Source organism: Lentzea xerophila (genome assembly GCF_051094245.1).
GTDB classification, from domain to species: Bacteria; Actinomycetota; Actinomycetes; order Mycobacteriales; family Pseudonocardiaceae; genus Lentzea; species Lentzea xerophila.
This window is the reverse complement of sequence record NZ_CP194934.1, coordinates 1,794,800-1,821,785: the sequence shown is the minus strand read 5'-3', so window position 1 is coordinate 1,821,785 and position 26,986 is coordinate 1,794,800. Positions and strand designations below refer to the sequence as shown.

Sequence of the window (26,986 nt, the reverse complement as noted above, 5' to 3'; positions counted from 1 at the left end):
TGCGCCCCGGGGTTCGGAGAGCCTGGGGCGCACCGCATCACTCAGGTGCAGGGCAGAACGTTCGGATCACCGCCCGCCTCCGGCACCCACCTCACGTTCGCCACCGAAGCCGACAGCGCGCCCTCGGTGTACAGGACGAACGGCGCGTTGACGTTCTCCAGATCAAGTCCCTTGCCCGCCAGGCAGTCGATCGAGACCTTCATCGTCGACTTCTGCCCCACGGGCAGCGAACGCAGGACGGAGGTCACGTCGAGTTCCGATGCGCACGGGTGCTGGCAATGTGTGCTGATGACCGTGCGGGCCGCCGGCGCCTGGTGCACGACCAGGTCGAACTCCAGTGCCCCGTTGGCGTTTCCGTAGCCACGTAGGTCGCTGCCGCCCGCGGGGTTCTGGAGATAAACCATTCCTGTGCCGCTCCACGTGGTCTTCAGCCCGTCCCGCGTGCCGTTGACGTCTGCGGGGACGACACCGATCGTGGCGTGCGAGGCTTGACCGCCGGGGCCGATCTCGGTGCCGCCCCAGTTCTCCGGCGAGGCGATGTAGCTCCGGTAGGGGGACTTGTCCCCGCCGACGAAGAGTTCAAGGTCCTCGGTGGCGGTGCCACCACCACCTCCGGTGCAACTGTTGCCCACCGAGGTCTCGTCGAGCTCGCCGACGTGACCGGTCTCCGAATCGCGCAGGCCGTAGCCGAGCCCGAACAACGGGTTGTCCGCTGGTCCGTTCAGCTGCGTCTGGCAGGCGCTGCGCGGCCACGAGTACGGCAGCTTGCCCGTGAAACCGTTGTCGCGGCCCTTGATCAGCAGGTCCGCGACACCCTGCCCCTCGGTGCCGGGCAGCCACGCCGCCACGAACGCGTCGGAACGATTGATCTCCTTGTTCATGTACAGCGGACGACCGCCGACGTACACGGTCACGACCGGGGTGCCCCTGCCGGAGACCTTGTCGAGCACGGCGAGGTCACCGGGGTAGAGCTTCGCGGTCTCCAGGGTGCGCTTGCCGAGGTCGCCGAACCCTTCCGCGTAAGGGGTCTCGCCGATGACGGCGATCACCGCGTCGAACGCCGTCGGGTCCACACCTGCCGCCGTCTCGGAGAAGGTCACGTTCGCCTCGCCGAGGGCGCCACGGAGGCCCTTGAGAATGCTGGTGCCGTGCGGGAAGTCCGCGTTGCTGTTGCCGGTGCCCTGCCACGACAACGTCCAGCCGCCGGTCTGGTTCTGGAGGCTGTCCGCGCTCTTGCCGACCACGAGCACCTTGCTGCGCCCCGGCAACGGCAGCGTGCGCTTCTCGTTCTTCATCAGCACGGCGGACTCACGCACCGCCTTGCGGCCGAGCTCCCTGTGCAGCAACGAGTCCTGCTGACCGGCATGTGCGCGCTCGGACGGCTTCCTCGCCTCGAAGACACCGGCGCGGAGCTTGACGCGCAGGATGCGTGTGACGGCATCGTCGATGCGGGCCATCGGGATCTCACCCGATTCGACCTGGGCGACGGTGTTGGCGATGAACGCCTTCCAGTCGGCGGGCACCATGACGACGTCCATGCCCGCGTTGACCACTGCGGCACAGGACGCGTTGGTGCACCCCGGGATCTGGCCGTGGCCGTTGTAGTCGCCGACCAGCAGGCCGTCGAAGCCCATCTTCTGCTTCAGGATGCCGGTCTGCGCGTACTTGCTGCCGTGCAGCTTGCCTTCGTTGATGACGTCGTTCGTCCAGCTGTTGAACGAGATCATCACCGTCTGCGCACCCGCCGCGAGTGCACCGTAGTAACCCTGTCCGTGCAGGTTGATCATTTCCTGCTCGGAGCTGGTGGCGACACCCTGGTCCTTGCCGCCGGTGGTCCCGCCGTCACCGACGAAGTGCTTGGCGGTCGCGATCACACCGTCCACGCTGATACGGCTCCTCGCATTGTCCTGCAGTCCCTTCACGGCCTCGTAGCCGTAGGCTCGGGTGATGCGGGGATCCTCGGAGTACCCTTCGAAGGTGCGGCCCCAGCGGTCGTCGCGCACGACCGCGAGCGACGGTGCGAACGCCCAGTCCTGGCCGGTGGCGCGGATCTGCGCCGCCGTGGCCGCGCTGATGTCCCGGACGAGGCACGGGTCCAGCGCGGCGCCGAGACCGATGTTGTGCGGGAACACCGTGGTACCCATGACGTTGCTGTTGCCGTGTACGGCGTCGATGCCCCAAATGGCGGGGATTCCCGTACGGCTTCGCTTGGACGCCTCGAAGACCGAGTCAGCGAGCGCCAGCCACTCCTGCGGCGTCGCGTTCTTCCTGCCGCCCGGCCAACTGCCGCCACCGTTGAGCACGGAGCCGAAACCGTAGGTGGCGACGTCGGCCGGGGTGATGGCCGCGATCTCCGGCTGCGTCATCTGGCCGACCTTCTCGGCCAGTGTCATGCCTTCGAGGATCTTCCTGATCCGCGCCTCGTCAGCACGGTTGACGTGCACCTGGCTCTCGACCTTCGGCCAATCCTCGAGCTCCCGCAAGGACTTCTCGATGCGGGCGCATCCCCGTTCGATGTTCGGCGGCCCGATCGCCGGCTGCCCGGAGGCCCCTCCCTGCGGCGCGGCCACGGCGGCCGCCGCCACGCCGGAGACCAGAGTCAACCCCAACACCGCGGCAAGCGTGCTTCTCCAACGCAGGAAACCGATCATGTCTACCCCCTTCAGCTCCACGTCAATGAGAACGCTCTCACCACTGACGACGAACAGTTCGATTCCAGTCCTTTGCAGACAGACGGACGCCTACACCTCGTCACCGCGCAACGCGCCGTACCGCGCGGACAACTCCTCCAGCACGGGAGCCGCCGTGTCGTAGCACGTCCCGTCCAGTGAGGCGATGGCACGGACTCCGACCGCCGCGTTCGTGACGAAGGCGACCGGGAAACCGGTCGCCTTCGCGAGGTCCACATCGGCTTCGGACGACACCGCCACGCCGAGCGCCTTCACCAGTTCCATCGTGACGCCGGGCAACTGGTCCCCTGCGGGCCACACCAGGCCGGCGCCGTCGTGGAAACCGATGTTCCACGACGCGCCTTCGAGAACTCCCGAGCGTTCGTCCACGAACAGCGCGTCGTCGAAGCCTTCCCGCTGGACGAGGCGGCGCTGCCTGATCGTCTCGAAGAGGCCGACGTGCTTCGTCCTCGGCGCGTCTCGCCGATGGGCGACGGACCGCAGGCGCAGCGGCGGCGGGCGGTGCGCCGGGGCGGGCCGGGTCGTGACGAGGACGTGCGGGTCCTGGTCGGCACCCGGCCGAGCGAGGTCGAGATCGGGCGCGTAGACCGTCACCCGCACCATCTGCGCCGTGTCCGCGTGAGCCCGGCGGATGAGGGTGCGGACCCGGTCGAGGTCGAGATCCACGTCGAACAACCGCTCGCAGTCGGCGGCCAGCCTTCTCAGGTGTGCCGGCAGTCCGCGCACGCGTCCTCCGGTCATCGACATCGTGGTGAAGTGCCCATAATTGGTCAGCGCGAGTCCGGCAAGGTCCTCTGCTTCGGCAGGGCGCCCGTCGAGTTCGATCACGATCGCATTCCACCACACTCATCTCTAATCGCGGCACCATCCGTGGCCGCAGTTGCCGTAGGTCGCGCGGCTCACCTCACGGATTGCACACCCGATTGCCTCCGATTAGTCCAGACGGGTTTCAGGTCAGACCTGGGTTTACGCGATTCCATGGCTCGGGTACTGTGCCGTAAGGTTGCTGGATCGAGTCCGAACAGGATGGCCGGATGGGTCCCGGCCAGGACCGAGACACCGCCGTACCGGGGGTGCGTCAGGGCGCTGTGGACAACTGGGGGTCCCACGATGATGAATAGTTCCTGACCGAGGTTTTTACCGGGATGGTTCCCGGTACTTTTACCGGGACGCGCGCCGAGGTTCGGCAGGAATCCTCGTTGCCGCTGGTCGGAGGGGTTTCCGGGGCACTGGCCCCACGACCTGGTCGAACGTGTGAGCGCGAGCGCGTTCAACTGCGGCCGCACAATCCGATTGCCGCCCGAGACCATCCGATGGTAGGTCTTTGGGGATTTTCGGACTTCCGCACGGGAATTCCAGAAATCCGCGATCAAGGGGCGCGGAATTCGAGGTGGACTGCGCTCCGGTAAAGACCTCGGGCCCACGGCGCCGAAGAGGACGTCAATGGCGACGTCAATAGCGTTCGAGTCGGGGCGAGCTCGCGCCCGCGATCGAACGCGGCCAAGTCCTGCCCGCGAAAGACGGAAAGACGGGAGGGTGCGTGTCCACAGCAGAACCACGACGCGGTATGTCCGTCGTAATTCCGGTCAAAGGCCGCGTCGCGCTGCTTCGCGCGCAACTGGCGTCGCTGCGCGTTGCCATGAACCGAAGCCCGGTGCCCACCGAGGTGGTCGTCGTCGACGACTCGGACCCCGATGACGCGGCCGCCCACGAGGCGAGCTGCCGCGAGTTCGGGGCCCGCTACGTGACGGGGCCGCGCCACGTCGGCGCGAAGCGCAACCTGGGCGTCGAGCGTGCCAGCTACGACCTGATCTTGTTCACCGACTCCGACTGCCGGGTGCCACCGGACGTGTTCGAACGGCACGTCGCGACGCTGCGCGGTGCGGACGCCTCCGTCGGCGGCGTCGCCGGCCCCACCTACGTCGAACACGGCGATGCGCGGGCGAGCCGCATCATGCGCTGGTCGAAGCTGATCAACGACGACCTGGAGCGCCCGCGCCGGTGCGCGACGGTGACCTGGGCGACGACGACGAACCTCGCGGTGCGCCGCGAAGTGTTCGAAGAGGTCGGTGGGTTCCCTTCGGAAAGCCTCGACCACGTCGGCGGGGAGGACTGCGACCTCGGGCTGAAGATGTCCGACGCCGGGTACCGGATCGTGTGCGATCCGGACGTGGTCGTCGTGCACGACGAGGCCATTGTGGACTCCCTCGTCACCGCCGGGCGCAGGCTCTACGGCTACGGCCGCTCGGAACAGTGGGTGTGCAAGGTCCATCCGCGACACCGCAGGCCCGCGCTGAACGCCTGCACCGTCGTGGCGGGCGCGGCGGTGGCAGGACTCGCACTGGCCTCGCGCACCGGGGGCAGGAGCCTGCTCGCGGCACCCGCCGCACTCGCACTGGTGGTGGGTCTGCGCGCCCGAGGATTGCGCTCCAACGGACAGGGCACCCGCGGACAGGACACCCGTGGCCTCGGTGCTCAGGACCGGGCCGGGGACGACAGGTCCGTCCGCACCACCGCCGAACGCCTCGCGTGTGCGGCCGTCGACCTCATGTTCGACCTCGGCGGATTCGTCGCGGCACTCGAACTCGGCCGCCCCGGCATGGTGTTCACCGGACTCGCGCCCGCCGACGGCGATCCCGGCGCATCGAACCGTTCCCGCAGCCGCTCCTGACGAGAGAGGTCCGAGGCCACATGATCACGCGAGACCAGGTGACGGCGCTCATCGCCGAATGCATGGCGATGCAGACGCCCGACGCCGAGATCGGGTACGACACCGGGATAGTCATCGACTCCTTCAGCTTCGTCTGGCTCCAGCACACGCTCGGGCAGCGCTTCGGCGTCGAGCTCGAACCGCCCGGCGACGACGTCATGGAGTCGTGGACCTCGGCTCGTTCCGTGCACCGCCACCTGGCCGAGATCAACCCGGGTCGCTTCGCCCCGGTGACCTGAGTCCGGCGTCCGAGTCTCGGCACGTACCAGCTTGTCGCGCGAACAAGGGGGAGATCACGTGGAGCAGTGTCATGCCGTTTCCGGCGGTGACGCCCGTCCGGTCCGCACCGGGAGGAGTGCCGATGTCTGAGCATCCCGCGGCCACCGCACTGGATCCCGAGTTCGAGACCCTGCTGCGGCAGTGCCTGGACGGCCTGGTCACGCCGCAGACCCAGTTGCGCGAGGACACCGACCTCACGGCGTTCGGCGTGGACTCGCTCATAGTCGTCCGGCTGCTCGTGACCATCGAGGAGACGTTCCAGGTGACGTTGCCGGACGAAGCGATCTCCTTCGAGATCTTCTCCTCACCGGGCGCGCTCTGGGACGTCGTCGCCGGACTCCTGGAGCCTCGCGATGACCGCTGAGACGAACACTGGGACAACCGCCTGGACGACGGCCGACCTGCGGGCCGTCGTGGACCGGGTCAGCCGGGTGCCGGACCGGTACCGGGTCTTCGACCGGGACACCCACACCGCCCACAGGGTCTTCGGCCTCGGCGCCGAGGTCCTGTCGGTGCTGCTCGACCTCGGATTCCCCTGCCGCGGGCAGAACGGGGAACGGTCGTTCGACGAACTGGACCTCACGAACGCCTCGCTCGCGCTGCGCCTGCCCTCGCCCCGCTACCTCGCGATGCGGGGCTGGCCGCAGACGTTCCGATCGAGCTCGGAGAGCAGGCCGATCCGCTACGACGTCACGATCTCCGCCGGGTGCGGCTTCACCGAACCCGGCCACGGATGCGACTTCCGTCCGGCCGCGGGGCTGGGCCAGGAGGTCTCGGCCGGGCGGTTCACGCTGCGGCGCGAGGTCGGCGGCTCAGGGGACGCCGTAGAGGTGCCGGCAGCGCTGGAGCGGCTTTTCAGCGAGGTGTCGCGCCTCCACTTCCACGTCCTGCCCGTCGCGCTGTACCGGGACCTGGGGTTCCTCGAGGAGACCTCGCTCGCGAACTGCGACCTGGCGAGCCTGCACGTGGCACGGCGGGCGGAGCAGGAGGGCTGGGAGGCCCGGCGCTGCTTCGGGTTGCTGCTGTCGAGCCCGTACTCGGCCGAGCACTTCTGGCCCGAGGTCCGCCTCGACGGGGTCTGGACCGCGTTCGACCCGCACACGATCAACAGCCTCGTGCGGTGGCAGGTGCTGGCCCCCGGCGAGGTCCCGCTCGCACAGCCGTTGAACGACGCCTTCCACCGCGTCGCCGGGGACTGGGTCGACCTGGTCCAGGACGCCGGACGTCCCGCGCGGCTGTCCCTGCTCACCCGCCGGCAGCCGCTGGACGACGCCGAAGGGACATTGTCATGACCGAGCTCCGGCAGGAACTCACGCTGTTCGGCACGTGCCCGCACTCGTTGCAGGAGCACGGCCCGGACTACCTGGAACAGCTGCGAACCGTCGCACGGTGGTACGACGACGCGGGCTACGAGGGTGTGCTGGCCTACACCGACAACAAGTCGGTCGACCCGTGGCTCGTGGCGCAGAGCATCATCGAGGCGACCACCCGGCTGGCGCCGCTGGTGGCGGTGCAGGCCGCGTACATGCACCCGTTCACGGCCGCGAAGCTGGTCGCCGACCTGGCCTACCTGTACCAGCGGCGGGTGCACCTCAACTTCGTCGCGGGCGGGTTCACCGCCGACCTGGAGGCGCTGGGCGCGAACCTGCCCCACGACGCCCGCTACGACCGCGCCGTCGAGTACGCATCGATCATGGAGAAGCTGTTCTCCACCAACGATCCGGTGACGTTCGCAGGCGAGTACTACTCCGTGGCGGGGCTGCGGCTGAACACCCCGCTGCCCGCGCACCTGCGTCCCGGCTTCATGATGTCCGGGTCCTCCCCCGCCGGGATGGCCGCCGCGAGAGCGCTCTCAGCGACCGGGGTCGTGTACCCGCGGCCACCGGACGAGCAGGCTCGGGCCGAACCCGGCCTGCGCCAGGGGATGCGGATCGGCGTGATCGCCCGGCCGACGTCCGACGAGGCGTGGGACGTCGCGCTGACCCGCTTCCCACCCGACCGGACCGGGCAGTTCAAGCACCGGCTCGCCATGTCCCGCTCGGACTCCCAGTGGCACCAGCAACTCTCGCACGCCGTCGACCGGGAGAACTCCTACTGGATGGGGCCTTTCAAGAACTACAAAACCTTCTGCCCGTACTTCGTCGGCGACTACGCCACGGTCGGACGGGAGGTCGGGCGGTACGTCGAACTCGGCTACACGACGTTCGTGCTCGACACCCCGGCGGAGGAGCAGGACGTCAAGCACACCGCCGTCGCACTGGACATCGCCGGGAACCGTCCGAAGGGGTCGATGTGAAAACCCTGCTCATCGACAACTACGACTCCTTCACCCACAACCTCGCCCACTACCTCGGTGAGATCAGCGGGATAGAGCCCACGGTCATCCGCAACGACGAGCCGGGGTGGCGCGCGGAGCACCTCGACGAGTTCGACAACGTCGTGATCTCCCCCGGTCCCGGCACGCCCGGCGTGCCCGCGGACTTCGGCATCTGCCGTGAGGTCATCGCGGCAGGACGGATTCCGCTGCTCGGGGTGTGCCTGGGACACCAGGGCATCGCGATGCTCGGCGGCGGCTCCATCGCGCTCGCGCCGGAACCCCGGCACGGCCGCAAGTCCCGGGTCCTGCACGACGGCACCGGGTTGTTCGCGGGCATCCCCTCGCCGCAGGAGGTCGTGCGCTACCACTCGTGGACAGTCGACCGGCTCTCGGACGACCTGGAAGCGATCGCCTGGACCCCGGACGGGATCCTGATGGCGCTGCGGCACCTGCGCCGTCCGCAGTGGGGAGTGCAGTTCCACCCCGAGTCCGTCGAGACCGAGCACGGACACCGGCTGCTGGTGAACTTCGCGTCGATGAGCGCCGAGTGGAACACCCGGCACGGCCGGCGCACGCGACCGGCCCGGCCGTCCGCCGAACCCCGGCCCGCCCCGCCGACGAGGTACCGGCTGCTGACCGAGGAAATCCCAGCCAAAGAATTCCCGGCAGCGTGCGACGCGGAGCAGGTCTACGAGACGCTGTTCCGGGACGAGCCCTACGCCTTCTGGCTGGACAGCAGCCGCCACGATGCCCGGCTGGGCCGGTTCTCGATCATGGGTGCGGCCGACGGGCCGCTCGCCGAGGTCGTGACGGCTGACGTCGCCGAAGGCACCGTGACCGTGCGGTCGGGACACCGCACCCGCACCGAGGTCCGGCCGTTCCTCGACTGGCTGGACGAACGGCTGCGCGCCGCCGAGGTCGTCGGCGGCGAGGACCTGCCGTTCGACTTCCGCTGCGGCTGGGCCGGGTACCTCGGCTACGAACTGAAGGCCGAGTGCGGCGGGCGGCTGCGGCACCGCTCTGAACACCCCGACGCCTCGTTGCTGTTCGTCGACCGGTGCGTGGTCTTCGACCACACCACGTCGACGACCTACCTGCTCGCGCTGCACACCGGGGACGAGAAGTCCGCGCGGTCGTGGCTCGCCACCACCCGGTCCCGGATCCAGGCAGACGTTGCCCGTTCCCCCGCGCCACCGTGGGAACGGGTCGACGCGGACCTGTCGACCCGCCACGACCGCGACACCTACCTCGACCTCATCGAGTCCTGCCAGCGCGCCATCGCCGCGGGCGAGAGCTACGAGATCTGCCTGACCAACATGATCGACGTGGCGTGCGCGCTCGACGTGTGGCCCGCCTACACCACGCTGCGGCGGGACAACCCGGCCCCGTTCGCGGCGCTGCTGCGCCTGGGCGAGGTGTCGGTGCTGAGCACTTCGCCGGAGCGGTTCCTGCGGGTGGACGGCGAACGGCGCGTGGAGGCACGGCCCATCAAGGGCACCCGGCCCCGGGGCCGGTCCGAGCAGGAGGACCAGGACCTGCGGCACGACCTCGCGTTCAGCGAGAAGGACCAGGCGGAGAACCTGATGATCGTCGACCTGCTGCGCAACGACCTCGCACAGGTCGCGGTGATCGGGTCGGTGGCCGTGCCCGAACTGTTCGCCGTCGAGACCTTCGCGACCGTGCACCAGCTGACCAGCACCGTGACGGCCCGGCTGCGGCCCGATCGCAGCGCGGTCGACTGCGTGCGTGCCGCGTTCCCGGGCGGCTCGATGACCGGCGCGCCGAAGGTGCGGACGATGGAGATCATCGACCAGCTGGAGAACGGGCCACGCGGGATCTACTCGGGCGCGATCGGGTACTTCTCGCTGTCGGGTGCCGTCGACCTGAGCATCGCGATCCGCACGCTCGTGGCGACACCCGGCCGGATCGGCTACGGGGTGGGCGGCGCGATCGTGGCGCTGTCCGACCCGGAGGCGGAGTTCGAGGAGACGGCGGTGAAGGCCACGCCGCTGCTGTCGTTGCTCGGCGCGCGGTTCCCGGAACGTGAAACCGCGAAGGCGGCCAGTGATGGCTGAGCCCATGACGTTCCCGGTGATGCTCCACGACTGGTTCGGCGACTCGGCGCGGCGGCACCCGGACCGGACCGCGCTCGAGGTCGGTGGCGTGGCGTACGGCTACCGCCAGCTCGCGGACATGGCGGAATCGCTTGCGGGGCAGGTGATGGCCGCGTCCGATCCCCTTCCCCGGCGGATCGCGCTGTTCGCCGGACGCAGCCTGCTCGCCTATGTCGGCTACCTCGCCGTGCAACGCCTCGGCAGCTCGGTCGTGCCGCTCAACCCGGCGTTCCCGGCGGCCAGGACGCGGTACATGGTGGAGACCTCCGGTGCCGGGCTCGTGCTGGCCGATCCGGCGCTGGCCCCTCCCGAGACCGGGGAGACCGGGGTGCTGCCGATGGACGCCTGCCTGCTCGCGTCGGGCCCGCCGGTGCCGCTGGTGGCCGACGACCCCGACGCGGAGGCGTACCTGCTGTTCACCTCCGGCTCGACGGGCGCGCCCAAGGGAGTGCCGATCCGGCACGGCAACGTCTCCGCGTACCTGGGCGCGGTGTCGGGCCGGTACGGGATCGAGGCCGGTTCCCGGTGCTCGCAGTGCTTCGACCTGACGTTCGACCCGTCCGTGTTCGACCTGTTCGCCTGCTGGTCGGCGGGTGCCACGCTGGTGGTGCCGAGCCGCGACGACCTGCTGCGGCCCGCGCGGTTCATCGCGGACAACTCGCTCACGCACTGGTCGTCGGTGCCGTCGCTGATCAGCAACGCCCACGCCATCGGGCGGCTGCGACCCGGCAGCCTGCCGACGTTGCGGCACAGCACGTTCTGCGGCGAACGCCTCACCTGGCAGCAGGCCCGCGCCTGGCGGGCGGCGGCACCCGGCAGCACGCTGAACAACCTCTACGGGCCGACCGAGCTCACCATCACGTGCACCGACTTCGTGCTGCCGGACGATCCCGGCGAGTGGCCCGACGACCCGACCGGCGTGGTCCCGATCGGCAGGCCCTACGCCGGCCTCGAACACGCCGTGCTCGACGAGTCGGGACGGCCCGTCGCGGAGGGTGAGCTGTGCGCCCGGGGACCGTTGCGCTTCAGCGGTTACCTGGACCCGGAGGCGAACGGCGGCCGGTTCCACCCCGAGACCACCGACGCGGTCGTCGGACCGGAGCACTGGTACCGCACCGGTGACCGGGTGACCACGCGCGACGGGCAACTGGTCTTCCTCGGCCGGACCGACCACCAGGTGAAGATCAACGGCTACCGGATGGAACTCGGTGAGATCGAGGCGGCGCTGCGTTCGCTCGACGGCGTCACGGACGCCGTCGTCGTCGCCGCACCCGACGGCGGCGGCGCGTTGGCCCTGCACGCCGTCTGCCTCGCGCCGGACGGCGACCCCGCCGTGCTGCGCGCCGGTCTCGGCCGCCGACTGCCCGGCTACATGGTGCCGAAGCGGGTGCTCACCGTGGACGCGCTTCCGCTCACCACCAACGGGAAGATCGACCGCCGGGCCGTGTCGGAGCTCGTCGGGGCCGCGCTGGCCGGGAAGGCGGGTCATGACCACCGCGCGTGAACTCAGCGACCGCCTCTGCGGTTCCCCGTCGGCGGAGCCGGTGTGGATCGACGAACAGGCCACGTTCGACCGGGCCGCGTTGCACGCGGAAGTCGGCCGGTGCCACGGACTTCTCGTGGCCGCCGGTGTCCGGCCGGGTGACTGCGTGGCGGTGCGGCTCGTCCCCTGCGCCACCCTGTTCTCGATGCTGCTGGCCATCTGGCGGCACGGAGCCACCGCGATGTTGCTGGACCACCGGCTCACCGACGCCGAGACCGCCAAGCTGACCAGGCTGTGCACACCGGCGTTCCACGTGCGTGCCGGTGCCGTGGCGCACTTCACCGCCACGGCAGGCCCGGCGATCGAGGCCGTGCGCGCCGCGCGGGAACTTCCGGGGCCGGTCAGCCTGGTGCAGTTCACGTCCGGCTCGACCGGGCAGTCCAAAGTGGTCGGACGTTCGGCCGCCTCGCTCGCCGCGGAACTCGACCGGTACGCGGCGATCGAGGACATGCCCGGCCGAAGCGACCGGCTGCTGCTGTTGTGCTCGCCCGTGCACACCTGGGGCCTGATCGGCGGCGTCCTGCACGGACTGGCGACGGGACTGCCCGTCCTGCTGCCGTCCGCGCAGCACGGCGGGGCGCTCGCCCGCGCGGTGGCGACGCTCGAACCGACGGCGATCTTCGGTGTGACGACGCACTTCGACCTGCTGGGCGGCACGGCGGGCCTTCCCCGGCTGCCCGGCCTGCGCGTCGCGGTCAGCGCGGGCATGGTCACCGCCCCGGCCGTCGCGGCGCGGTTCGAACAGGCGACCGGGTGCCGCCTCGGTCAGGTGTACGGCCTGACCGAGGTGGGCGTGGTGACCGCCGACCTCACGGGCGCGCTGCCCGCGCCGTCGGTCGGGCGGCCCGCCCCCGGCGTCGCCGTCAAGGTGGTGGACGGCGAGCTGCACATCCGGCTCTCCGGCACCCCCTACCTCGTCGACGACGGCGTGGCCCGGTTCGCCGGCGGCTGGCTGCGCACGTTCGACCGGGCGTCGGTCGACGAGGTGACCGGTGGTGTCAGCGTGCTGGGCCGGGCGGACTCGGTGGTCGCGATCGGCGGCATCAAGGTCGACCTGATGGAGGTCGAGCACGTGCTGCTGGAACACCCCGGTGTCACGCACGCGGTCGTGACCTTCGGCGGCGTGATCGAAGCCCACGTCGCGGTCAGGGACGGCACCACCGACCGGGCGCTCGCGGCGTGGAGCCGGGAACGGCTCAACCCCACGAAGACCCCGAAGCGCTACTACCTGCACGACAGGCTCCCCGAGACCCCGACCGGAAAGGTTGTCCGTGACCGAGCACAGCTCCTCTCCGCTGCCGACCAGCTCTGACCAGCCGCAGTCACTCAGCCTGGACGAACTCCGCGACGTGCTCGCCGGGTGCGAAGGCGTCGAACTGCCCGAACCCGCCGACGACGACGCGTTGCTGCTACTCGACTCCTACACCGCGATCTGGATCCAGCACGTGCTGGAGGAGAAACACGGCGTCGTGGTCGAACTCAGCGGCAAGACGGCGGACATCGACTCCGTGCGGGCGCTGCACGCCTTCGTCAACCGCGAACCGGGAGTGGGACGGGGATGACCGAGGACGTCCACGTCAGCGGCTTCGGCGTGTTCAGCGCGTTCGGCTTCGGGCCGGACGCGCTGGCCGCGGGCGTCTTCACCGGCACGCCCGCGTTCGGCCCGGTGACGCGCTTCGACGTCTCCCGGTGCGGCACCGGTCAGGCGGCCACCTCCGGCCAGGCCGCCGACACCACCGACGTCGTGGTCACCTGCGCCGCGCAGGCCGTCGAGATGGCCGGGTGGGGCCGCCCGGAGCAGCTGCCGCTCGTGCTCGCGACGAAGCTGCGTGCTCCTTCGGTGGAGCCGGAGCCGCCGGGCGGACTCACCGAACGGGTGGCCTCCCGGCTCGGCCTCGGCACGCCTCGGCGCACGTTCGTCAACGGGTGCTGCGCCGCCGCGAACGCGATCATCCACGGTGCCCAGATGGTGCGCGCCGGTGTCACACCGGCCGTGCTCGTCGGTGGCGCGTTCCTGGTGGACCTGCACGCGTTCAGCCTCTTCGACTCCGCCCAGGCGCTGGCCGCCGACGGACGGCTGCGCCCGTTCGACCAGGACCGCCGGGGCGTGCTGCTCGGCGACGGCGGCGCGGTGCTGCTGCTGGAGTCGGGGACGAGCGTGCGCACCCGCGGCGCACGGCCGCTGGCCCGGCTGGCGGGCTGGGCGATGACCGACGACGCGTTCCACGTCGCCAAACCCGATCCCCGCGGGTCCGGGGTGGCCGCCGCCGTCACACAGGCACTGCACCGGGGCGGCCTCGCCCCCGGCGACCTCACCTACGTCAACGCCCACGGCACCGGCACGCCGCTCAACGACACCGCCGAGGCCGCCGGCCTGCACCTGGCGCTCGGCCCGCAGGCGGAGAAGGTGTTCGTCAGCGGCACGAAGAGCACCACGGGCCACGCACTGGAAGCCGGTGGCGCACTGGAACTGGTGATCACGTTGCAGGCGATGCGGTCCTCGGTGCTGCCTCCGACCGCCGGGCTGGAGCGTCCCGACACCACCAACCCGTTGCGGCACGTCACCGCGCCCGAACAGGTGGACGTCCCCCACGCGATGACCCTCAACTCGTCGGTGGGCGGCGTGAACTCCGCGATCCTGCTGGCCAGGTCATGACGGCGGCACAGGACGACCTCGGCGTCGTCGCCACCGCACTGGTGCACGCGGACACCGCGCCGCCGTCACCCGCCGGCTTCTTCGGGTCGGACTTCGCGCCGCTGGTGCAGGCGGCCGTGCACGAATGCCTGGGCGACCCCAGGTCGGCGCACCTGCTCACCGGCGCGGGTGACCGGGTGGCGATCGTGCTCGGCTCGTGCCGCTTCGACACCACCAGCCTGGAACTGTCGGTCGACCAGGTGGCCGGTGGGCGGGTGAGTCCGATCCTCTTCTACCAGGTGCTGCCCACGGCGATCCTGGGCCACCTCGCGCGTGCCTACGGCATCACCGGCCCGGTCAGCTGCGTCGCCGCGACCGGTGACGCCCGCACCGAGGTGCTGGACACGGCCCGCGTGCTGCTGGCGGACGACTGCGCGGACCTCGTGCTCGGCATCACGGTCGAACTGGACCCCGACCCGGCGAAGGCGTTCGCCCGCGCCGACCTGGTGCGGTCCGCGCCCGGCGGAAGGACCGAGACGTGACGGCCCCCGAGCGGCGCGGCGCGGTGAAAGGCGCTGTCGTGCGGGGCTCCTGGCTGGTGCGGAGCACCGCCGACGGGGTCACCGAGCCGACCACCTTCCGCCAGCACGAGCGGGACTGGGACCTGCTGCCGGGAGTGTTCGCGCCGACGTTCTGCGCGTCGACCCGGTTCTTCACCGAGTCGCTGCCGTTCCCGGCCGGTGGCGCCTTCCTCGAAGTCGGCTCCGGTACCGGTGTGACCGCCGTGATGGCCGCGCTGCACGGCTGTGAGAGCGTGACCGCGATCGACGTGACCGAAGTGGCGGTGGCCAACACCGCGCTCAACGCCGCCCGTCACGGACAGGCGGGCCGGGTCGACGCGCGGCGGGGTGACGTGTTCGACGGCCTCGCCGCAGGACAGCGGTTCGACCTGATCTTCTGGAACTCCCCGTTCGTCGATCCCGGTGCCGACACCGCGCGGCCCGCGCCCGACGACCGGCGCGGGCTGCTGGACCGGGCCGTGTTCGACCCCGGTTACCAGGCACACCAACGTTATCTCTCGGGTGCGGGTGCCCTGCTGACCGAGTCCGGGCGGCTGTTGCTCGGGTTCAGCAGCCTCGGTGACCACGAGGCGTTGCGCGCGATGGCGGCGGACGCCGGGTACCGGGTGGTCGTCCTGCGCACCTCGGGCGACCTGGTTCCCGGAATGGAGTACCAGCTGCTCGAGCTCGTGCCGGTCCACGCGGACGACACCACCGAGAACGTCACCGAGAACGTCATTGGGGAGGACATCGCCGTGGGGACCACCTTCGTCCCGTCCGCCGTGCGCCGATCCGTCGCCGCCGACCCGGAAGCAGGCGGGGGCAACGCGTTCGACGTCGCGTTGCGGATCAGCCCTGACGTGCACGCCTCCTACCTGCACAGCGAGGTGCCGGTGCGGGACGCGCGGGGCGTGGCGCGAACGAGCCTGAGCCTCGCCGAGGTCGCCGACCTCGTGGGCGCGTGGAGTGCCTGGTACGCCGGGAAAGGAGTGGGACGCAGCGACCGGGTCGCGATCCATGTCCGGGACAGCGCGCACGACCTGATCCACTACCTGGCCCTGTGCCGGCTCGGGGCGATCGCGGTGCTGATCAACGGCGAGATGGCACCGGAGGTCGTGGTGGCCTACCTCCGCCGCACCGCACCCGTCGGTCTCCAGACCGACGACGTGCGGCTGGCCCGGCTCGCCGCCGAGTGGGAACCGGACGGCACCACGTGGGTGTCGTCGATCGACGACACCGTGCCGTCCGCCGGCGCGCGGGTGCCGGACGCGGTCCGGCACGCGCCCGGCGACCCGGTCCTGATCTGCCACACCTCGGGCACCACCGGCACTCCGAAACCGGTCATCTGGGCGCACGCGCAGATGATGGAGGGGATCAGGGCGCACCTGACGCGGTTCCGCGACCACTCCCGGTCGTTGATCCTGTCCGCACTGCCCCAGTCGCACGGCTCAGCGATCGGTTACGCCCTGCTCGCCATGCTGTCCGGGGTGCCGCTGGCGCTCATGGCCGATCGCGGGGGTGCGGCGGTCGCCGCCGCGGCGGGCCGGTACCGGGCGACGATCGTCGTCGGCTTCGCGGTCACGCTCGCCGAGCTCGCGTTGCTGGAAGGGGACGTACCCGATCTCGACCTGGTCGAACGCTGGGTCGGTGTGGGCGACGCCTCGCACCAGGCGCACGTCGCGAAGCTCGTCGGCCGGGGCAGGCACTGGGCAGGCACGCGGCCGCTGCCGGGGTCGATGTTCGTGGACGGTTTCGGTTCGTCGGAGCTGGGCTGGGGCGGGGTGCTGGGGTCGATCACGATCCCCGGAGTCGTGTCGCGGCCGCGGTGCCTCGGCGTCGCGCAGCCGCACGCGGAGGTCGCCGTGCTGCGACCGGACGGCACGCCCGCGGAACCGGGCGAGGTCGGGATGCTCGGTGTGAAGGGCCTGACCGTGACACCGGGCTACTGGAACGACTCGGACCGCACCTACCGCAGCCTGCTCGCGGGCTACTGGCTCTCGGGGGACCTGGTCTTCCGTGACGAGGCAGACCGGTTCTACCACGTGGACCGCGCGGTCGACGCGATCCACACCACGAGCGGCACCGTGTACTCGGTGCTCGCGGAAGAGGTCCTGCTGTCCCACCTTCCGGAGATCACCGACTGCGTGGTGACGGCGGCGGGCCGGGACGGCGAGGTCCACGCCGTCGCGCTGGTGCACCTGCGCGGCGGCCACGACACGAGCGGCATGCTGGCGCGGGCCAACGACGCGCTGGCCGGGCAGGGCCTGCCGCCGCTCACCGAGATCACGGCGCAGGACCAGGAGTCGGTCCCCGTCGGAGTCACCGGCAAGGTGCTCAAACGCAGACTCCGCCAGGAACACGGATCCCCGGTTCCCGGCACGTGAGAACCATCCTGGCCCTAGTCGCACTGTTGATCTGGACGAGGAAATTGCCCGAGAACGGCCACGACGACGCCCCCCGAAGCCGACCAGGAGGAAGTGATGTCGCACGCTCAGGTCCGAGGCTCGACAGCCCGGAACCGCGACGACGAGAGGGTGTCGTGAACCAGGCGGTGAGCCCTCCCGCGGCCCCGAGGCGGCTGGTCATCCCATCGCTCGTCGGGTACGCCTTCGCCCACGCACCGGTCGTGGCCACGCTGACGACGGTCACGGCCGTCCTGGCGGGCGCGGCCCCCGTGGGCATCACGATCGCGATCGGTGAGCTCGTCGACGGCCTCACGACCGCTGTCGGGCACGGCATCGACACCCCGGCAGCACGGGACTGCTACCGCTGGGTCGCGGTCATCGTGGGCCTCTTCCTGCTCACCCACCTCGCCGAGTCGGCGCGCACGGCTCTGGGCCGGGCGCTCGGCAGGCAGGTCACCGGCAGGCTCGGTGAGCGCGTGATGACGGCGGTGTCCGAGCCGGCGACCATCTCGCACCTGGAGGACTCCGCCTACCGGGACAGACTCCGGCGGGCACGGGGTTCGGGCACCATCGACATGCCTGCGGGGGAGGCGCTGTTCGGCTTCTCCACCAGGTCTTCGCTGTGGGTGGGCGCCATCGGCTCGGCGGCGCTGCTCACCCAGGTCACCTGGGGCGTGGGCCTGGTCGTGTTCGCGGTGTTCGTGCTGATCCACGTGCGGCTGGCCCGCAACTACCGGATCGCCGTGATCGAGAGCATCAACCAGACGAAGAAGCTGCGCCGCACGTCCTACCTCAGGGACGTGCCGACGACCCCGGGTGCGGCCCGCGAGGTGCGCCTTTTCGGTCTGACGTCGTACTTCCGCGACGCCTACCACGCGCAGTGGCTCACGAACATGAAGGAGGTCTGGCTGCGGCGGCGTGACCACGACCTGTTCGTCGTGGTGGTCGTCGTCGTCACCGGCATCACCGTCGCCTCGGTGTTCTACTACCTGGCGCACCGGGCCGCGACCGGCGGCACGACCGTCGGTGACCTCGCGATCGGCGGTCTCGCCATCCGGTCGTTGCTGCAGATCCTGCGCGCGGACGACGACGACCTGCGGATGGGTTTCGGCGCGAAGGCGGCGGCCGAGTCGTTCACCTTCCCGGACGTCACGCCCCGCGCCGACGGCTCGGCGCCGCCGTGGCCCAGTCCCGTGCACACGTTCTCCTGCGAGGACCTGCGTTACCGCTACCCAGGCGCGTCCGACGAGGTCCTGCACGGCATCGACCTCAAGATCCCGGCGGGGCAGTCGCTCGCGATCGTCGGTCTCAACGGCGCGGGCAAGACGACGCTCGCCCGGTTGCTCGCCGGACTGGACGCGCCCGGCTCGGGCGTGGTGCGGGCCGGGGACACCGAGGTCGACGACGACAACCGGCGGCTGTGGCAGAGCCAGGTGGTCGCCGTCTTCCAGGACTTCAGCCGCTACGAGCTGACGTTGCGCGACAACATCGCGTTCGGGTCGCTCGCCCACTCCGGCGACGACGACGGGTTGCGCGCCGTCGCACGGCAGGCGGGGCTGCTGAAGTTCGTGGAAGGACTCCCCCGAGGCTGGGACACGGTGATGTCCAGCGCGTACGCCGGTGGTGTGGACGCCTCCGGTGGCGAGTGGCAGCGCATCGCCATCGCCAGGGCGTTGTTCAAGCTCCGGCACGGCGCCCAGTTGCTGATCATGGACGAGCCTGCCGCGAGCCTCGACGCCCGCTCCGAGGCCCAGCTGTACGACACCTTCCACGAGCTCACCGCGGGTGCCACGACGATCGCCATCTCCCACCGCTTCGCGACCGTGCGCAAGGCCGAACGGGTGGTCGTGCTCGACCAGGGGCAGATCATCGAGGACGGCAGCCACGACGAGCTCATCACCGCCAACGGCCGGTACGCGGAGCTGTTCCGCTTGCAGGCCAAGCGTTTCGAGGAGGCGGCATCGTGATCGACGCCGTGAGGTTCGCACTCAGGACCGCCCCCCGCGTGGACCGCGTCCGGTCCGTGGTCGTGGTGGCGGTGGCATTGCTCGAACAAGCCACCGGCATCGGGCTCGCCGTGGTGCTGGGCCTGTTCAGCGAGATGGCGCTGCGGGGCTCGACCGGCGGCCTGCTGCCGCTCGCGCTGGGTCTCGTGGTGTTCGTGATGCTCACCCAGGGCACGTTCATCGCCGGGTACTTCACCCGGCTGCGCCTGCAGGAGGAGATCCAGGACGAGGTCGACCGCCGGTTCGTCGACGCGGTCGGCACGACGCCGACGCTGGAGGTGCACGAGCGGTCGAGCCGGTCGGACAAGGCGGCGATCGTGCGGAGCGCGCGGGGTGAGATCGGGCCGGGCTTCGACCGCCTGATGTGGCTCGGCGGCGCCGCGCTGGCGCTGATCGCGTCGGCGGTGCTGATGGCATCGGTCGTCCCGGTGCTCGCCGTGTTGCCGTTGTTCGCCGTGCCGACGGTGCTCGCCACCCAGGCAGCGGACAAGCGGCGCGGGAAGGCCGTGGAGCGGGCCATGCCCCGCACCCGGCTGGCCGATCACCTGTACTCGCTCGCCACGACGGCCGCGCCCGGCCGCGAGACGCGGTTGTTCGGGCTCGCGGGCGAACTACGGCGCAGGCACCGCGAGGAGTGGGACGCGGCGGGCAGGGAGATCGCGGTCGCGGACCGGCGGGCCCAGGTCCCGGTGGTGCTGGCGTGGCTGTTCTTCGTGCTGGCGTACGCGGCGGCGATCTTCCTCATGGTGCGGGCCGGTCTGTCCGGTGAGGCCTCGCTGGGCCTCGTCGTGACGGCCGTCGCCGTCAGCAGCCAGATCACCGGCCAGGTCCAGAGCCTGCTGAACCTGACCTACTGGACGCTGGAGTCGTTGCGGGCCACCACGGCGTTCCTCGACGTGGTGCGCGACGCCGACCAGGAACGGGCGGCGGTCGAGCCGGTGTCCCCGGTGGCGGTGCCTGCCCGGCTGACCGACGGGATCAGGCTGGAGAACCTGGGGTTCCAGTACTGGAACCGGGACCGGCCGGCGTTGCACGACATCGACCTGCACCTGCCCTCGGGCGCGGTGGTGGCGCTGGTGGGCGAGAACGGAGCCGGGAAGTCGACGTTCGTGAAGCTGCTCAGTGGCCTGTACACGCCGACCACCGGCCGCGTCCTGGTGGACGGGACGGATCTCGCGAAGTTCGCGCCGCAGGACTGGCGCGCGAACATCACCGCGGCCTTCCAGGACCCCGTCCACATCGAGATGACCTTGCAGGACACCGTGGGGCTGGGTCAGCTCGAAGACCGCGGCGACCGGGAGCGGGTGCTGGAGGCGTTGCGGACGGCCGGCGGTGAACGACTGCTCGCCTCTCTGCCCGACGGTCTCGGCACGCGGCTGGGCCGGGAGTCGTGGGACGGCAAGGGACTGTCCGGCGGACAGTGGCAGACCGTCGCGAACGCCAGGGCGTCGATGCGGCGGACCCCGTTGCTGCGGGTACTCGACGAACCCTCGTCGAGCCTCGACGCGCAGGCCGAGGAGTGGCTGTTCCAGCAGTACGCCGGGCTGAGCCGAAAGGACGGCGGCGTGACCGTGCTCGTCACGCACCGGCTCACGACCGCGCAGGCGGCCGACCTGATCGTGGTGCTCGACGGCGGCAAGGTCGTCGAGGTCGGCACGCACGACGTGCTCAGCCAGGCCGATGGCCTTTACGCGGAGCTGTTCCACCTGCAGGCCCGGTACTTCGTCTGATCCGGCACGTGGCGTCACGACAGGGGGGAGTGTTGTGCGAGAAGAAGCAGTGAGACCGGCCGTGCGGCGCACCGGGCCGTTGCAGTCGGGTCTCGCGCAGCTGGAGTGGCTGTCCTACCGCACCGGCGGCCGAGGACTGCTCCCGAACCTGTCGTGGCCCGTCAGCGTTCCCGTCACACTGTCCACAAAGGACGTGATTGACGCGGTCAACGACCTGCTGGCCCGTCACGAGGCGTTGCGCACCACCTACGACGAGGACGACGACGGGTCGCCACGTCAACGGGTGCACGACCACCGGATCACGGAGTTGCCACTGGTCGGCGACGACGAACGGTCCCGGCTCGAGTTCGTCGACGCCCCGTTCGACGTCGAAGCCGCTCCTCCGATCCGCTTCGGCCGCCACGCGAACGGAGACCTGGTCTTCACCATCGCGCACATCGCGATCGACGGGCTGGGCGCGTGGGTGTTCTTCAACGACCTCGTCGAACTGCTCGCGGCACGGGCGGCGCGACGAGCACCCAGGTTGGATCCCGTTGTGCCGCAACCGATCGACCAGGCACAGCACGAGCGGACGGACGGCAGGGGAAAGGTCGAGTCCGCACTGCGCCACTGGACGTCGGCGTTGCGGGACTTCCCGGCGACAGTGGTCCCGGTGAGCCGGGGCAGGCCGGGGGCGGACGTCGCGCGGGCGTACCTCGAGTCGCCGGCCGCGAGCACCGCGCTGGCCCGCCTGCACGCCGCGCTGGGCGCGACGCCGTCCTCGATCCTGACGGCGGCCGCGTACACGGCGCTGGCGATCCAGTTCTCCCGTCAGCGGCTGGGGATGAACCTGACGTGGTCGTTCCGGGAGTACCCGGCCACCCGCGAGATGGTGGCCGCGGTGTTCAGGGACATGCCGCTGGTCGTCGACCTGTCCGAGCGGCCGTCGTTCACCGGCGTGGTGCGGCTGCTGCGCAGGGCGGTGCTGCTGGCCGGCCGGCAGATGGCCTTCGACGTGCTGGAGTTCCACGAGTGCGCGGGACGCGCCGAGGCCGAGCGGGGCAGTTTCCTGCCCGGTCCCGAGGCGATCAACTGCACGTTCGACGGTGTGGAGCTCGAAGCGGCGCGACCAGGGGCGGACCCGAGGGACCTCCTCCCCCGGTCCCGGCTGACCCTCGAACGCACGAACCACTTCGCGGACGTGTGCAACCTGTATGTCAGCGCCTACCCCGTGGACGCCCGCCTGCTGATCGAGGCGCGGGCCGACTCGGCCGTGCCGGGGGCGGGCGACGTGGCGGGGCTCGTCCGGCTGATCGAGGCGATCCTGGTGCACGCCTGCGCTCGCGGCGACCTCACGTTCGACGAGGCCGAGGCGCTGGCGACCGACCCGTGGCGGCCGGGCCCCCGGTGGTCGGCGATCGGCGACGTCTGGGTGGACCTGGACTTCCTCGCCCGCCGCCTGCGGGAGCACCCCGGGGTGCGGCACGCCGACGTCCGCGAGGAGGACGGCCGGGTCACCGCGCACGTCGACGCGGACCTCGAACCGTGGGAACTGCGGGACTTCCTGCTGTCGGCGGACAACGGCCGCAACGCCGTGGTGAGCCCGCCGCTGTTCGCGGTCAGCCGGGCGGACGGGTCCGGTGTCACCGGTTCGGGCGTGGACCGGCCGGCGGTGGAGCCGGTGGACGCGGCCGGGCACGCGCTGCGGGACGCGGTCGCCAAGGCCAACGGTCTGACCGGTCCGACGATGGCGGGCACCTACCTGACGAACGGCGGACGGCTGCACCTCGTCCCCCGCGTGCTGGCGCTGCTCCTGGACGGTGGGTTCGAAGGCCTCGAGGTCGCGGACTTCCGCCGCCCCGCGAGCCTGCTCGTGCTCGCCGGGCGGCTGCGGCAGCGTTCCTGATCCCTGTTTCCGACCTGGTGGAACCGATCGAGAAGGAAGAGATCGATGTCTGATCGTGTGATGTGGCTGAACGGGGCGTGCGTTCCCTGGGAGGACGCGCGGGTCCACGTCTGGGACGAACTGGCGCTGCGCGGGGCGAACGTGTTCGAGGGCATCACGGCGTTCTGGAACGCCGGGGAGCAGCGGCACGACGTACTGGCCGGTGACGCCCATCTCGACCGGCTCTACGGTTCGGCGCGGGAGGCCGACATCCCCGCGTACCTGACCAGGCAGCAGCTGTGGACGGCACTCGCCGAGGTCGCGGCTCAGCTGGGCGGCTCCGACGTGTACCTGCGGCCGACGTTCTACGCCAGGCGCGGCCGGTCGACGCTCTCGCCCGACAGCGAGGGAGGCGCCTACATCGGCGGCTTCCCGTTCCGGCCGGCCACGCCCGACCGCGTCAGGGCGTTCGTGAGCGCACACCGGCGGTTCGGCGGCCCCATCGGGGCTGCGGCCAAGTCGGGGGGTTCCTACCTGGACTTCCGGGTGTACGAACGAGAGCGGGTCGAACACGGCGTCGAGCACGTCCTCTTCCTCAACGACCGCGATCAGGTCGCGGAAGCCGACGGCGCCGCGATCCTGCTGGTGCGCGACGGGCGCGTCGTCACGCCGTCGGCCGACTCCGGTGTGCTCGACTCGATCACCAAACGGATCGTGCTGGACCTGGCCCGCGCGCGCGGCCTCGTGGTCGAGGAGCGGCCCGTGTCGCGCGAAGAACTGCACGAGGCACAGGTGGTGCTGGCGGGAACGCTCCTGGGCCTGCGACTCGTGGACGAGGTGGACGGCCGCACCCCTCCCGACGCGAACGGGGCAGCCGACGCGGCGGCGCTGATCAGCGAGTACGGCCGGTTGTGCCAGGGCAGGCACCCGCTCGTGTCCACCTATCTCACCCCGTTGCGGTGAGGGCACCGTGCTCCAGATCAGCAGCAGTACCGAGCACACGAACCCCTGGTTCACGGTGGAGCACCGCGAGTACGAGACGGAACGCGGCGCCCGCCACCCGTACTTCGTGGTCTGCCGTTCCGACTCGGTGATGGTGGTGCCCCGCCAGGGCGAGCACTACGTCCTGGTCGAGCTGACGCGGCCGGCGCTGGGTGGTCTGCGGAGCCTGGAGTTCCCCTGCGGCGGCACAGCGGACGGTGAAACCCCCGAGGAGGCCGCTCGGCGGGAAGCGCGCGAGGAGGCGGGACTGGAGCTGACCGGGGTCCGGCAACTGGGCACGTTCGCCGAGAGCAACGGTTTCGCGACGTCTTCCTGCCACGTGTACGTGGCCGACGTGGCCGGCACCGCGGCAGCTGACCGGGACGTGTTCGAAGCCGATCTGGCCGTCCACCGCTATACCTGGTCACAGCTGGGGCAACTGGTGGCAGCAGGCGGCATCGGGGACTCCTCGACGCTGGCCGCGCTGGCCTTGATGGGAGCGTCCGGGGATGCCGGTTGATCCTGCGGAGGTCGTCGTCCCGCTCGCCACCGAGATCAGGGTCAGCCTGCGCACGGGCGACCTGACGGCGAAGGCGTCGAACAGCCAGGACCGGACACTGCTCGCCGGGCTGGGTCCGCTGCGGTCGGCGACCCGCTACGACGAGGCGGCCGTGCTGCTGGAGACCGTGTCGGGCGAGACCTGGCTGGTGCGGCTGTCACCGTCCTCGGGGCTCGTCACCACGGTCGAACCCGCTGCGGCCGAACCCGCCGCGGCCGACTCCACTCCGGGCGACTCCACTCCGGGCGACTCCACTCCGGGCGACTCCACTGCGGGCGACTCCACTGCGGCCGACTCCACTGCGGGCGACTCCACTGAGGCACCACCCCACGGGATCACCCGGCCCCCGCAGCGGGGAGGCGAGCGATGCGCGACGGTGACGTGATCGTGGCGGGCGCGGGCATGGCCGGGTTGCTGACCGCGCTGGACCTCGCGCGCCGGGGCGCGCGCGTGGTGCTCGTCGAGCCGTCGCGGGCGGGCTCGGGGCAGTCCGGGCAGTCGCACGGCTACCTGCACCGGGGCTACGCGTACGGCCCGGACGAGCCGCTGCTGCCCACGTTGCTCGGCCGCGCGCACGACCACTGGAAGGAACTTCTCGCGCGGATCCCCCCGGTGACGGACAGCTCCACCATCGCGTTCTCCGACCCGGCGGCGGTGCGCCGGGCCGAACGGTACTGGCGGAACTCCGGTCTGCGGGTGCGGCCTCGCACCGCTCCGGCGTGGCTCGCCGGAACTCCGGCGTGTTTCCGCAGCAGCGAACCCACCTATGACGTGGGTGACGTCCTGCGCGGGCTCGCGGCGCAGGCCGCGGCGGCGGGTGTCGAGACGCGGCCGGGTGCCGTCGGCCGGATCGAGGAGGACGGTGCGGGCGTGCGTGCCACCGTCGTCGGACGGGACGGCGGCACAGCGGTCGTGCGGGCCGAATCGGCCGTTCTCGCTGCGGGCGCGGGCACGCCCGCTCTGCTCGCCAGGTCCGGTCTGCCTGCCGTGGTGCAGCTCCGGAGGGCGTTCATGCTCGTGCTGCGCGGCCACCTGCCCGCGGTGAGCGTGCTGTTCCCGGAACGGGAAAAGCACGGGTTGTTCCTCGCGAGCAGGCTCGGCGACGACGGACGGGCGACGTGGCTGGTGTCGGACTTCCAGTCGTTCGACAGTGGCGGCGCTCCGGGTCACCTCGCGGGCTGGTGGGCGCGCCGGGTGCTGCTCACGTTGAGCCGGGTGATCGACGCGGCGACGCTGGCCCGCGTCCACTCCGTCTCCGGCTATCCGGCGACGAAGTCGGGGCTGACGCCCAGCAGCGGCACCGTGGCGCACGAGTTCGGCGTGGAACTGCTCGGCGGCCGGGCTGTCGTCGCGGGCCCGGCCAAGCTCACCCTGGCGCCGCTGGCCGCGCTTCGGGCGGTGCAGACCGTCGCGGCACGCCTCGGCATGTGCCGCGACCACGACGACTGGGAGCCGATCGCGCCCGTGCCCCGGAACCGGTCACCGGTCAGAGAGACCTGGGAGGACCCGGCCGCCGCGCTGGACCGCCCCGATCTGCTGGGCGAGCTTCCCGGCATCGACGCGCTCAACGCGTTGTACCAGCGGTGAACCCGCGAACCGACACCACAGGAGCTCGAATGGCCGACCGCCCCTCTCCCTACGCGTTGATCGCCACGGACCTCGACGGCACCCTGCTGCGTTCCGACGGCACGGTGGGTCCCCGCACCAGGAACGCGCTGTCCTCGGCCGCCGGGCAGGGCGTGCGGCACGTCATCGTCACCGGCCGCTCGGCCGCGTGGACGAGGCCGGTGCTCGCCTCGCTGGGCTATCGAGGCCTGGCCGTCTGCGGCCAGGGCGGACAGGTGTACGACGCCGACACGGACCGCGAGCTGACCGCGTGCGAGCTCGACCGGGATGTGGCCCGCGAGGCACTGGCCGCGATCGAGGCGGTGACCGGCCCGCTCGCGCTGGCCGTCGACCAGGCCGGGCTGGACGGACCGGTGCTCGCAGGCCCCGGTTACCGTCCCGACCCGCTCGACGGCCTCACGACTTTTCCCGCCGACGACGCCGGGCTGTGGGCGATGCCGCTGCGAAAGGTCTACGTGCAACATCCGGACCTCGACGAGGACTCGTTGCACGCGGTGGCGGACCGGCTCGCCGGGCACCTGGTGACCACCACCAAAGCAGGACCGGGTGAGATCGAGATACTGCCGCTGGGTCTGTCGAAGGCGACCGGTCTCGCGCACGCGGCCGGACTGCTCGGCCTGGCCGCCGCCGACACGATCGCCTTCGGCGACATGCCCAACGACGCGTCGATGCTCGTGTGGGCGGGACACGCGGTGGCAATGGGCAACGCGCACCCCGAACTCAAGGCGGTCGCCGACGAGGTGGCACCGGGCAACGACGACGAGGGGGTCGCGGTCGTTCTCGACCGGGTCTTCGGCACCCTCTGACATCGTGCGTGAGCGCAGATCCCGGCGACGTACCTCACGAGTCCCGGTTCGCACGTCGCCTACCGCGGTGTCATCCGCCAGGATCGGCAGCTACGGCGAGCGTGGCTGGTCCAGCCCACTACAGCCGTGGCCACAGCGGTGACGCTCTAATCCTGGCCTCA

General features: G+C 71.0%; 22 protein-coding genes. 20 read left to right on the top strand and 2 right to left on the bottom strand.

All coding sequences use genetic code 11. The features are described from left to right. Nucleotides 1-41: 41 nt before the first annotated feature. Together ACRSBM_RS08965 and ACRSBM_RS08960 are read right to left on the bottom strand one after the other, a co-directional pair. Nucleotides 42-2,609 (bottom strand): glycoside hydrolase family 3 protein, encoded by a 2,568-nt coding sequence (locus ACRSBM_RS08965; protein WP_434453023.1) that lies wholly within the window; start codon nucleotides 2,607-2,609, stop codon nucleotides 42-44. A gap of 132 nt (nucleotides 2,610-2,741) precedes the next feature. Beyond that, nucleotides 2,742-3,518 (bottom strand): aminotransferase class IV, encoded by a 777-nt coding sequence (locus tag ACRSBM_RS08960; protein WP_434441762.1) that lies wholly within the window; start codon nucleotides 3,516-3,518, stop codon nucleotides 2,742-2,744. 739 nt (nucleotides 3,519-4,257) lie between these two features. Here ACRSBM_RS08960 and ACRSBM_RS08955 point away from each other — a divergent pair. From ACRSBM_RS08955 to ACRSBM_RS08860, 20 genes are all read left to right on the top strand, one after another. Next, entirely contained in the window at nucleotides 4,258-5,361 is a 1,104-nt protein-coding gene (locus tag ACRSBM_RS08955; protein WP_434441760.1) for a glycosyltransferase family 2 protein, read from the top strand. Between the two features lie 20 nt (nucleotides 5,362-5,381). Then, complete coding sequence (locus ACRSBM_RS08950; protein WP_434441758.1) at nucleotides 5,382-5,639, top strand: hypothetical protein; 258 nt, start codon at nucleotides 5,382-5,384, stop codon at nucleotides 5,637-5,639. A 122-nt stretch (nucleotides 5,640-5,761) separates the two neighbouring features. Then, complete coding sequence (locus ACRSBM_RS08945; RefSeq protein ID WP_434441756.1) at nucleotides 5,762-6,043, top strand: phosphopantetheine-binding protein; 282 nt, start codon at nucleotides 5,762-5,764, stop codon at nucleotides 6,041-6,043. Beyond that, a complete protein-coding gene (locus ACRSBM_RS08940; protein ID WP_434441753.1) occupies nucleotides 6,033-6,971 on the top strand; it encodes a hypothetical protein in 939 nt (312 codons plus the stop codon). The genes ACRSBM_RS08945 and ACRSBM_RS08940 overlap by 11 nt, the downstream gene beginning before the upstream one ends. Then, the gene (locus tag ACRSBM_RS08935; protein ID WP_434441751.1) at nucleotides 6,968-7,975 is read left to right on the top strand and encodes an LLM class flavin-dependent oxidoreductase; all 1,008 of its coding nucleotides are present in this window, start codon (nucleotides 6,968-6,970) and stop codon (nucleotides 7,973-7,975) included. The genes ACRSBM_RS08940 and ACRSBM_RS08935 overlap by 4 nt, the downstream gene beginning before the upstream one ends. After that, nucleotides 7,972-10,071, top strand: coding sequence for an aminodeoxychorismate synthase component I (pabB, locus tag ACRSBM_RS08930; protein WP_434441748.1), 2,100 nt, complete (start codon nucleotides 7,972-7,974; stop codon nucleotides 10,069-10,071). The genes ACRSBM_RS08935 and pabB overlap by 4 nt, the downstream gene beginning before the upstream one ends. Next, nucleotides 10,064-11,614 (top strand): amino acid adenylation domain-containing protein, encoded by a 1,551-nt coding sequence (locus tag ACRSBM_RS08925; RefSeq protein WP_434441746.1) that lies wholly within the window; start codon nucleotides 10,064-10,066, stop codon nucleotides 11,612-11,614. Before pabB ends, ACRSBM_RS08925 begins: the two co-directional genes overlap by 8 nt. Further along, nucleotides 11,598-12,965: a class I adenylate-forming enzyme family protein gene (locus ACRSBM_RS08920; RefSeq protein ID WP_434441743.1), complete on the top strand. Its 1,368-nt coding sequence runs from the start codon at nucleotides 11,598-11,600 to the stop codon at nucleotides 12,963-12,965. Before ACRSBM_RS08925 ends, ACRSBM_RS08920 begins: the two co-directional genes overlap by 17 nt. After that, nucleotides 12,925-13,215 (top strand): hypothetical protein, encoded by a 291-nt coding sequence (locus tag ACRSBM_RS08915; RefSeq protein WP_434441741.1) that lies wholly within the window; start codon nucleotides 12,925-12,927, stop codon nucleotides 13,213-13,215. The genes ACRSBM_RS08920 and ACRSBM_RS08915 overlap by 41 nt, the downstream gene beginning before the upstream one ends. Next, nucleotides 13,212-14,309 carry a beta-ketoacyl-[acyl-carrier-protein] synthase family protein gene (locus ACRSBM_RS08910; RefSeq protein WP_434441739.1) on the top strand — a complete coding sequence of 366 codons (1,098 nt, stop codon included), beginning with the start codon at nucleotides 13,212-13,214 and terminating at the stop codon, nucleotides 14,307-14,309. The genes ACRSBM_RS08915 and ACRSBM_RS08910 overlap by 4 nt, the downstream gene beginning before the upstream one ends. Then, a complete protein-coding gene (locus ACRSBM_RS08905; protein ID WP_434441737.1) occupies nucleotides 14,306-14,830 on the top strand; it encodes a hypothetical protein in 525 nt (174 codons plus the stop codon). Before ACRSBM_RS08910 ends, ACRSBM_RS08905 begins: the two co-directional genes overlap by 4 nt. Continuing rightward, nucleotides 14,827-17,232, top strand: a complete 2,406-nt coding sequence (locus tag ACRSBM_RS08900) for an AMP-binding protein (protein ID WP_434441735.1) — start codon at nucleotides 14,827-14,829, stop codon at nucleotides 17,230-17,232. Before ACRSBM_RS08905 ends, ACRSBM_RS08900 begins: the two co-directional genes overlap by 4 nt. A gap of 155 nt (nucleotides 17,233-17,387) precedes the next feature. Next, nucleotides 17,388-19,220 (top strand): ABC transporter ATP-binding protein, encoded by a 1,833-nt coding sequence (locus ACRSBM_RS08895; protein WP_434441732.1) that lies wholly within the window; start codon nucleotides 17,388-17,390, stop codon nucleotides 19,218-19,220. Beyond that, nucleotides 19,217-20,989: an ABC transporter ATP-binding protein gene (locus ACRSBM_RS08890; protein WP_434441729.1), complete on the top strand. Its 1,773-nt coding sequence runs from the start codon at nucleotides 19,217-19,219 to the stop codon at nucleotides 20,987-20,989. Before ACRSBM_RS08895 ends, ACRSBM_RS08890 begins: the two co-directional genes overlap by 4 nt. Before the next feature lie 49 nt (nucleotides 20,990-21,038). Then, on the top strand, nucleotides 21,039-22,874 hold the full coding sequence (locus ACRSBM_RS08885; RefSeq protein ID WP_434441727.1) for a condensation domain-containing protein: 1,836 nt from the start codon (nucleotides 21,039-21,041) through the stop codon (nucleotides 22,872-22,874). 45 nt (nucleotides 22,875-22,919) lie between these two features. Next, a complete protein-coding gene (locus ACRSBM_RS08880) occupies nucleotides 22,920-23,816 on the top strand; it encodes an aminotransferase class IV (protein ID WP_434441725.1) in 897 nt (298 codons plus the stop codon). Nucleotides 23,817-23,823: 7 nt separating this feature from the next. Then, on the top strand, nucleotides 23,824-24,354 hold the full coding sequence (locus ACRSBM_RS08875) for an NUDIX domain-containing protein (RefSeq protein ID WP_434441722.1): 531 nt from the start codon (nucleotides 23,824-23,826) through the stop codon (nucleotides 24,352-24,354). Then, on the top strand, nucleotides 24,344-24,778 hold the full coding sequence (locus ACRSBM_RS08870) for a hypothetical protein (RefSeq protein WP_434441719.1): 435 nt from the start codon (nucleotides 24,344-24,346) through the stop codon (nucleotides 24,776-24,778). Before ACRSBM_RS08875 ends, ACRSBM_RS08870 begins: the two co-directional genes overlap by 11 nt. Continuing rightward, nucleotides 24,760-25,980, top strand: a complete 1,221-nt coding sequence (locus tag ACRSBM_RS08865; RefSeq protein ID WP_434441716.1) for an NAD(P)/FAD-dependent oxidoreductase — start codon at nucleotides 24,760-24,762, stop codon at nucleotides 25,978-25,980. The genes ACRSBM_RS08870 and ACRSBM_RS08865 overlap by 19 nt, the downstream gene beginning before the upstream one ends. Before the next feature lie 29 nt (nucleotides 25,981-26,009). Further along, nucleotides 26,010-26,825: an HAD family hydrolase gene (locus ACRSBM_RS08860; RefSeq protein ID WP_434441714.1), complete on the top strand. Its 816-nt coding sequence runs from the start codon at nucleotides 26,010-26,012 to the stop codon at nucleotides 26,823-26,825. Nucleotides 26,826-26,986: the final 161 nt, after the last annotated feature.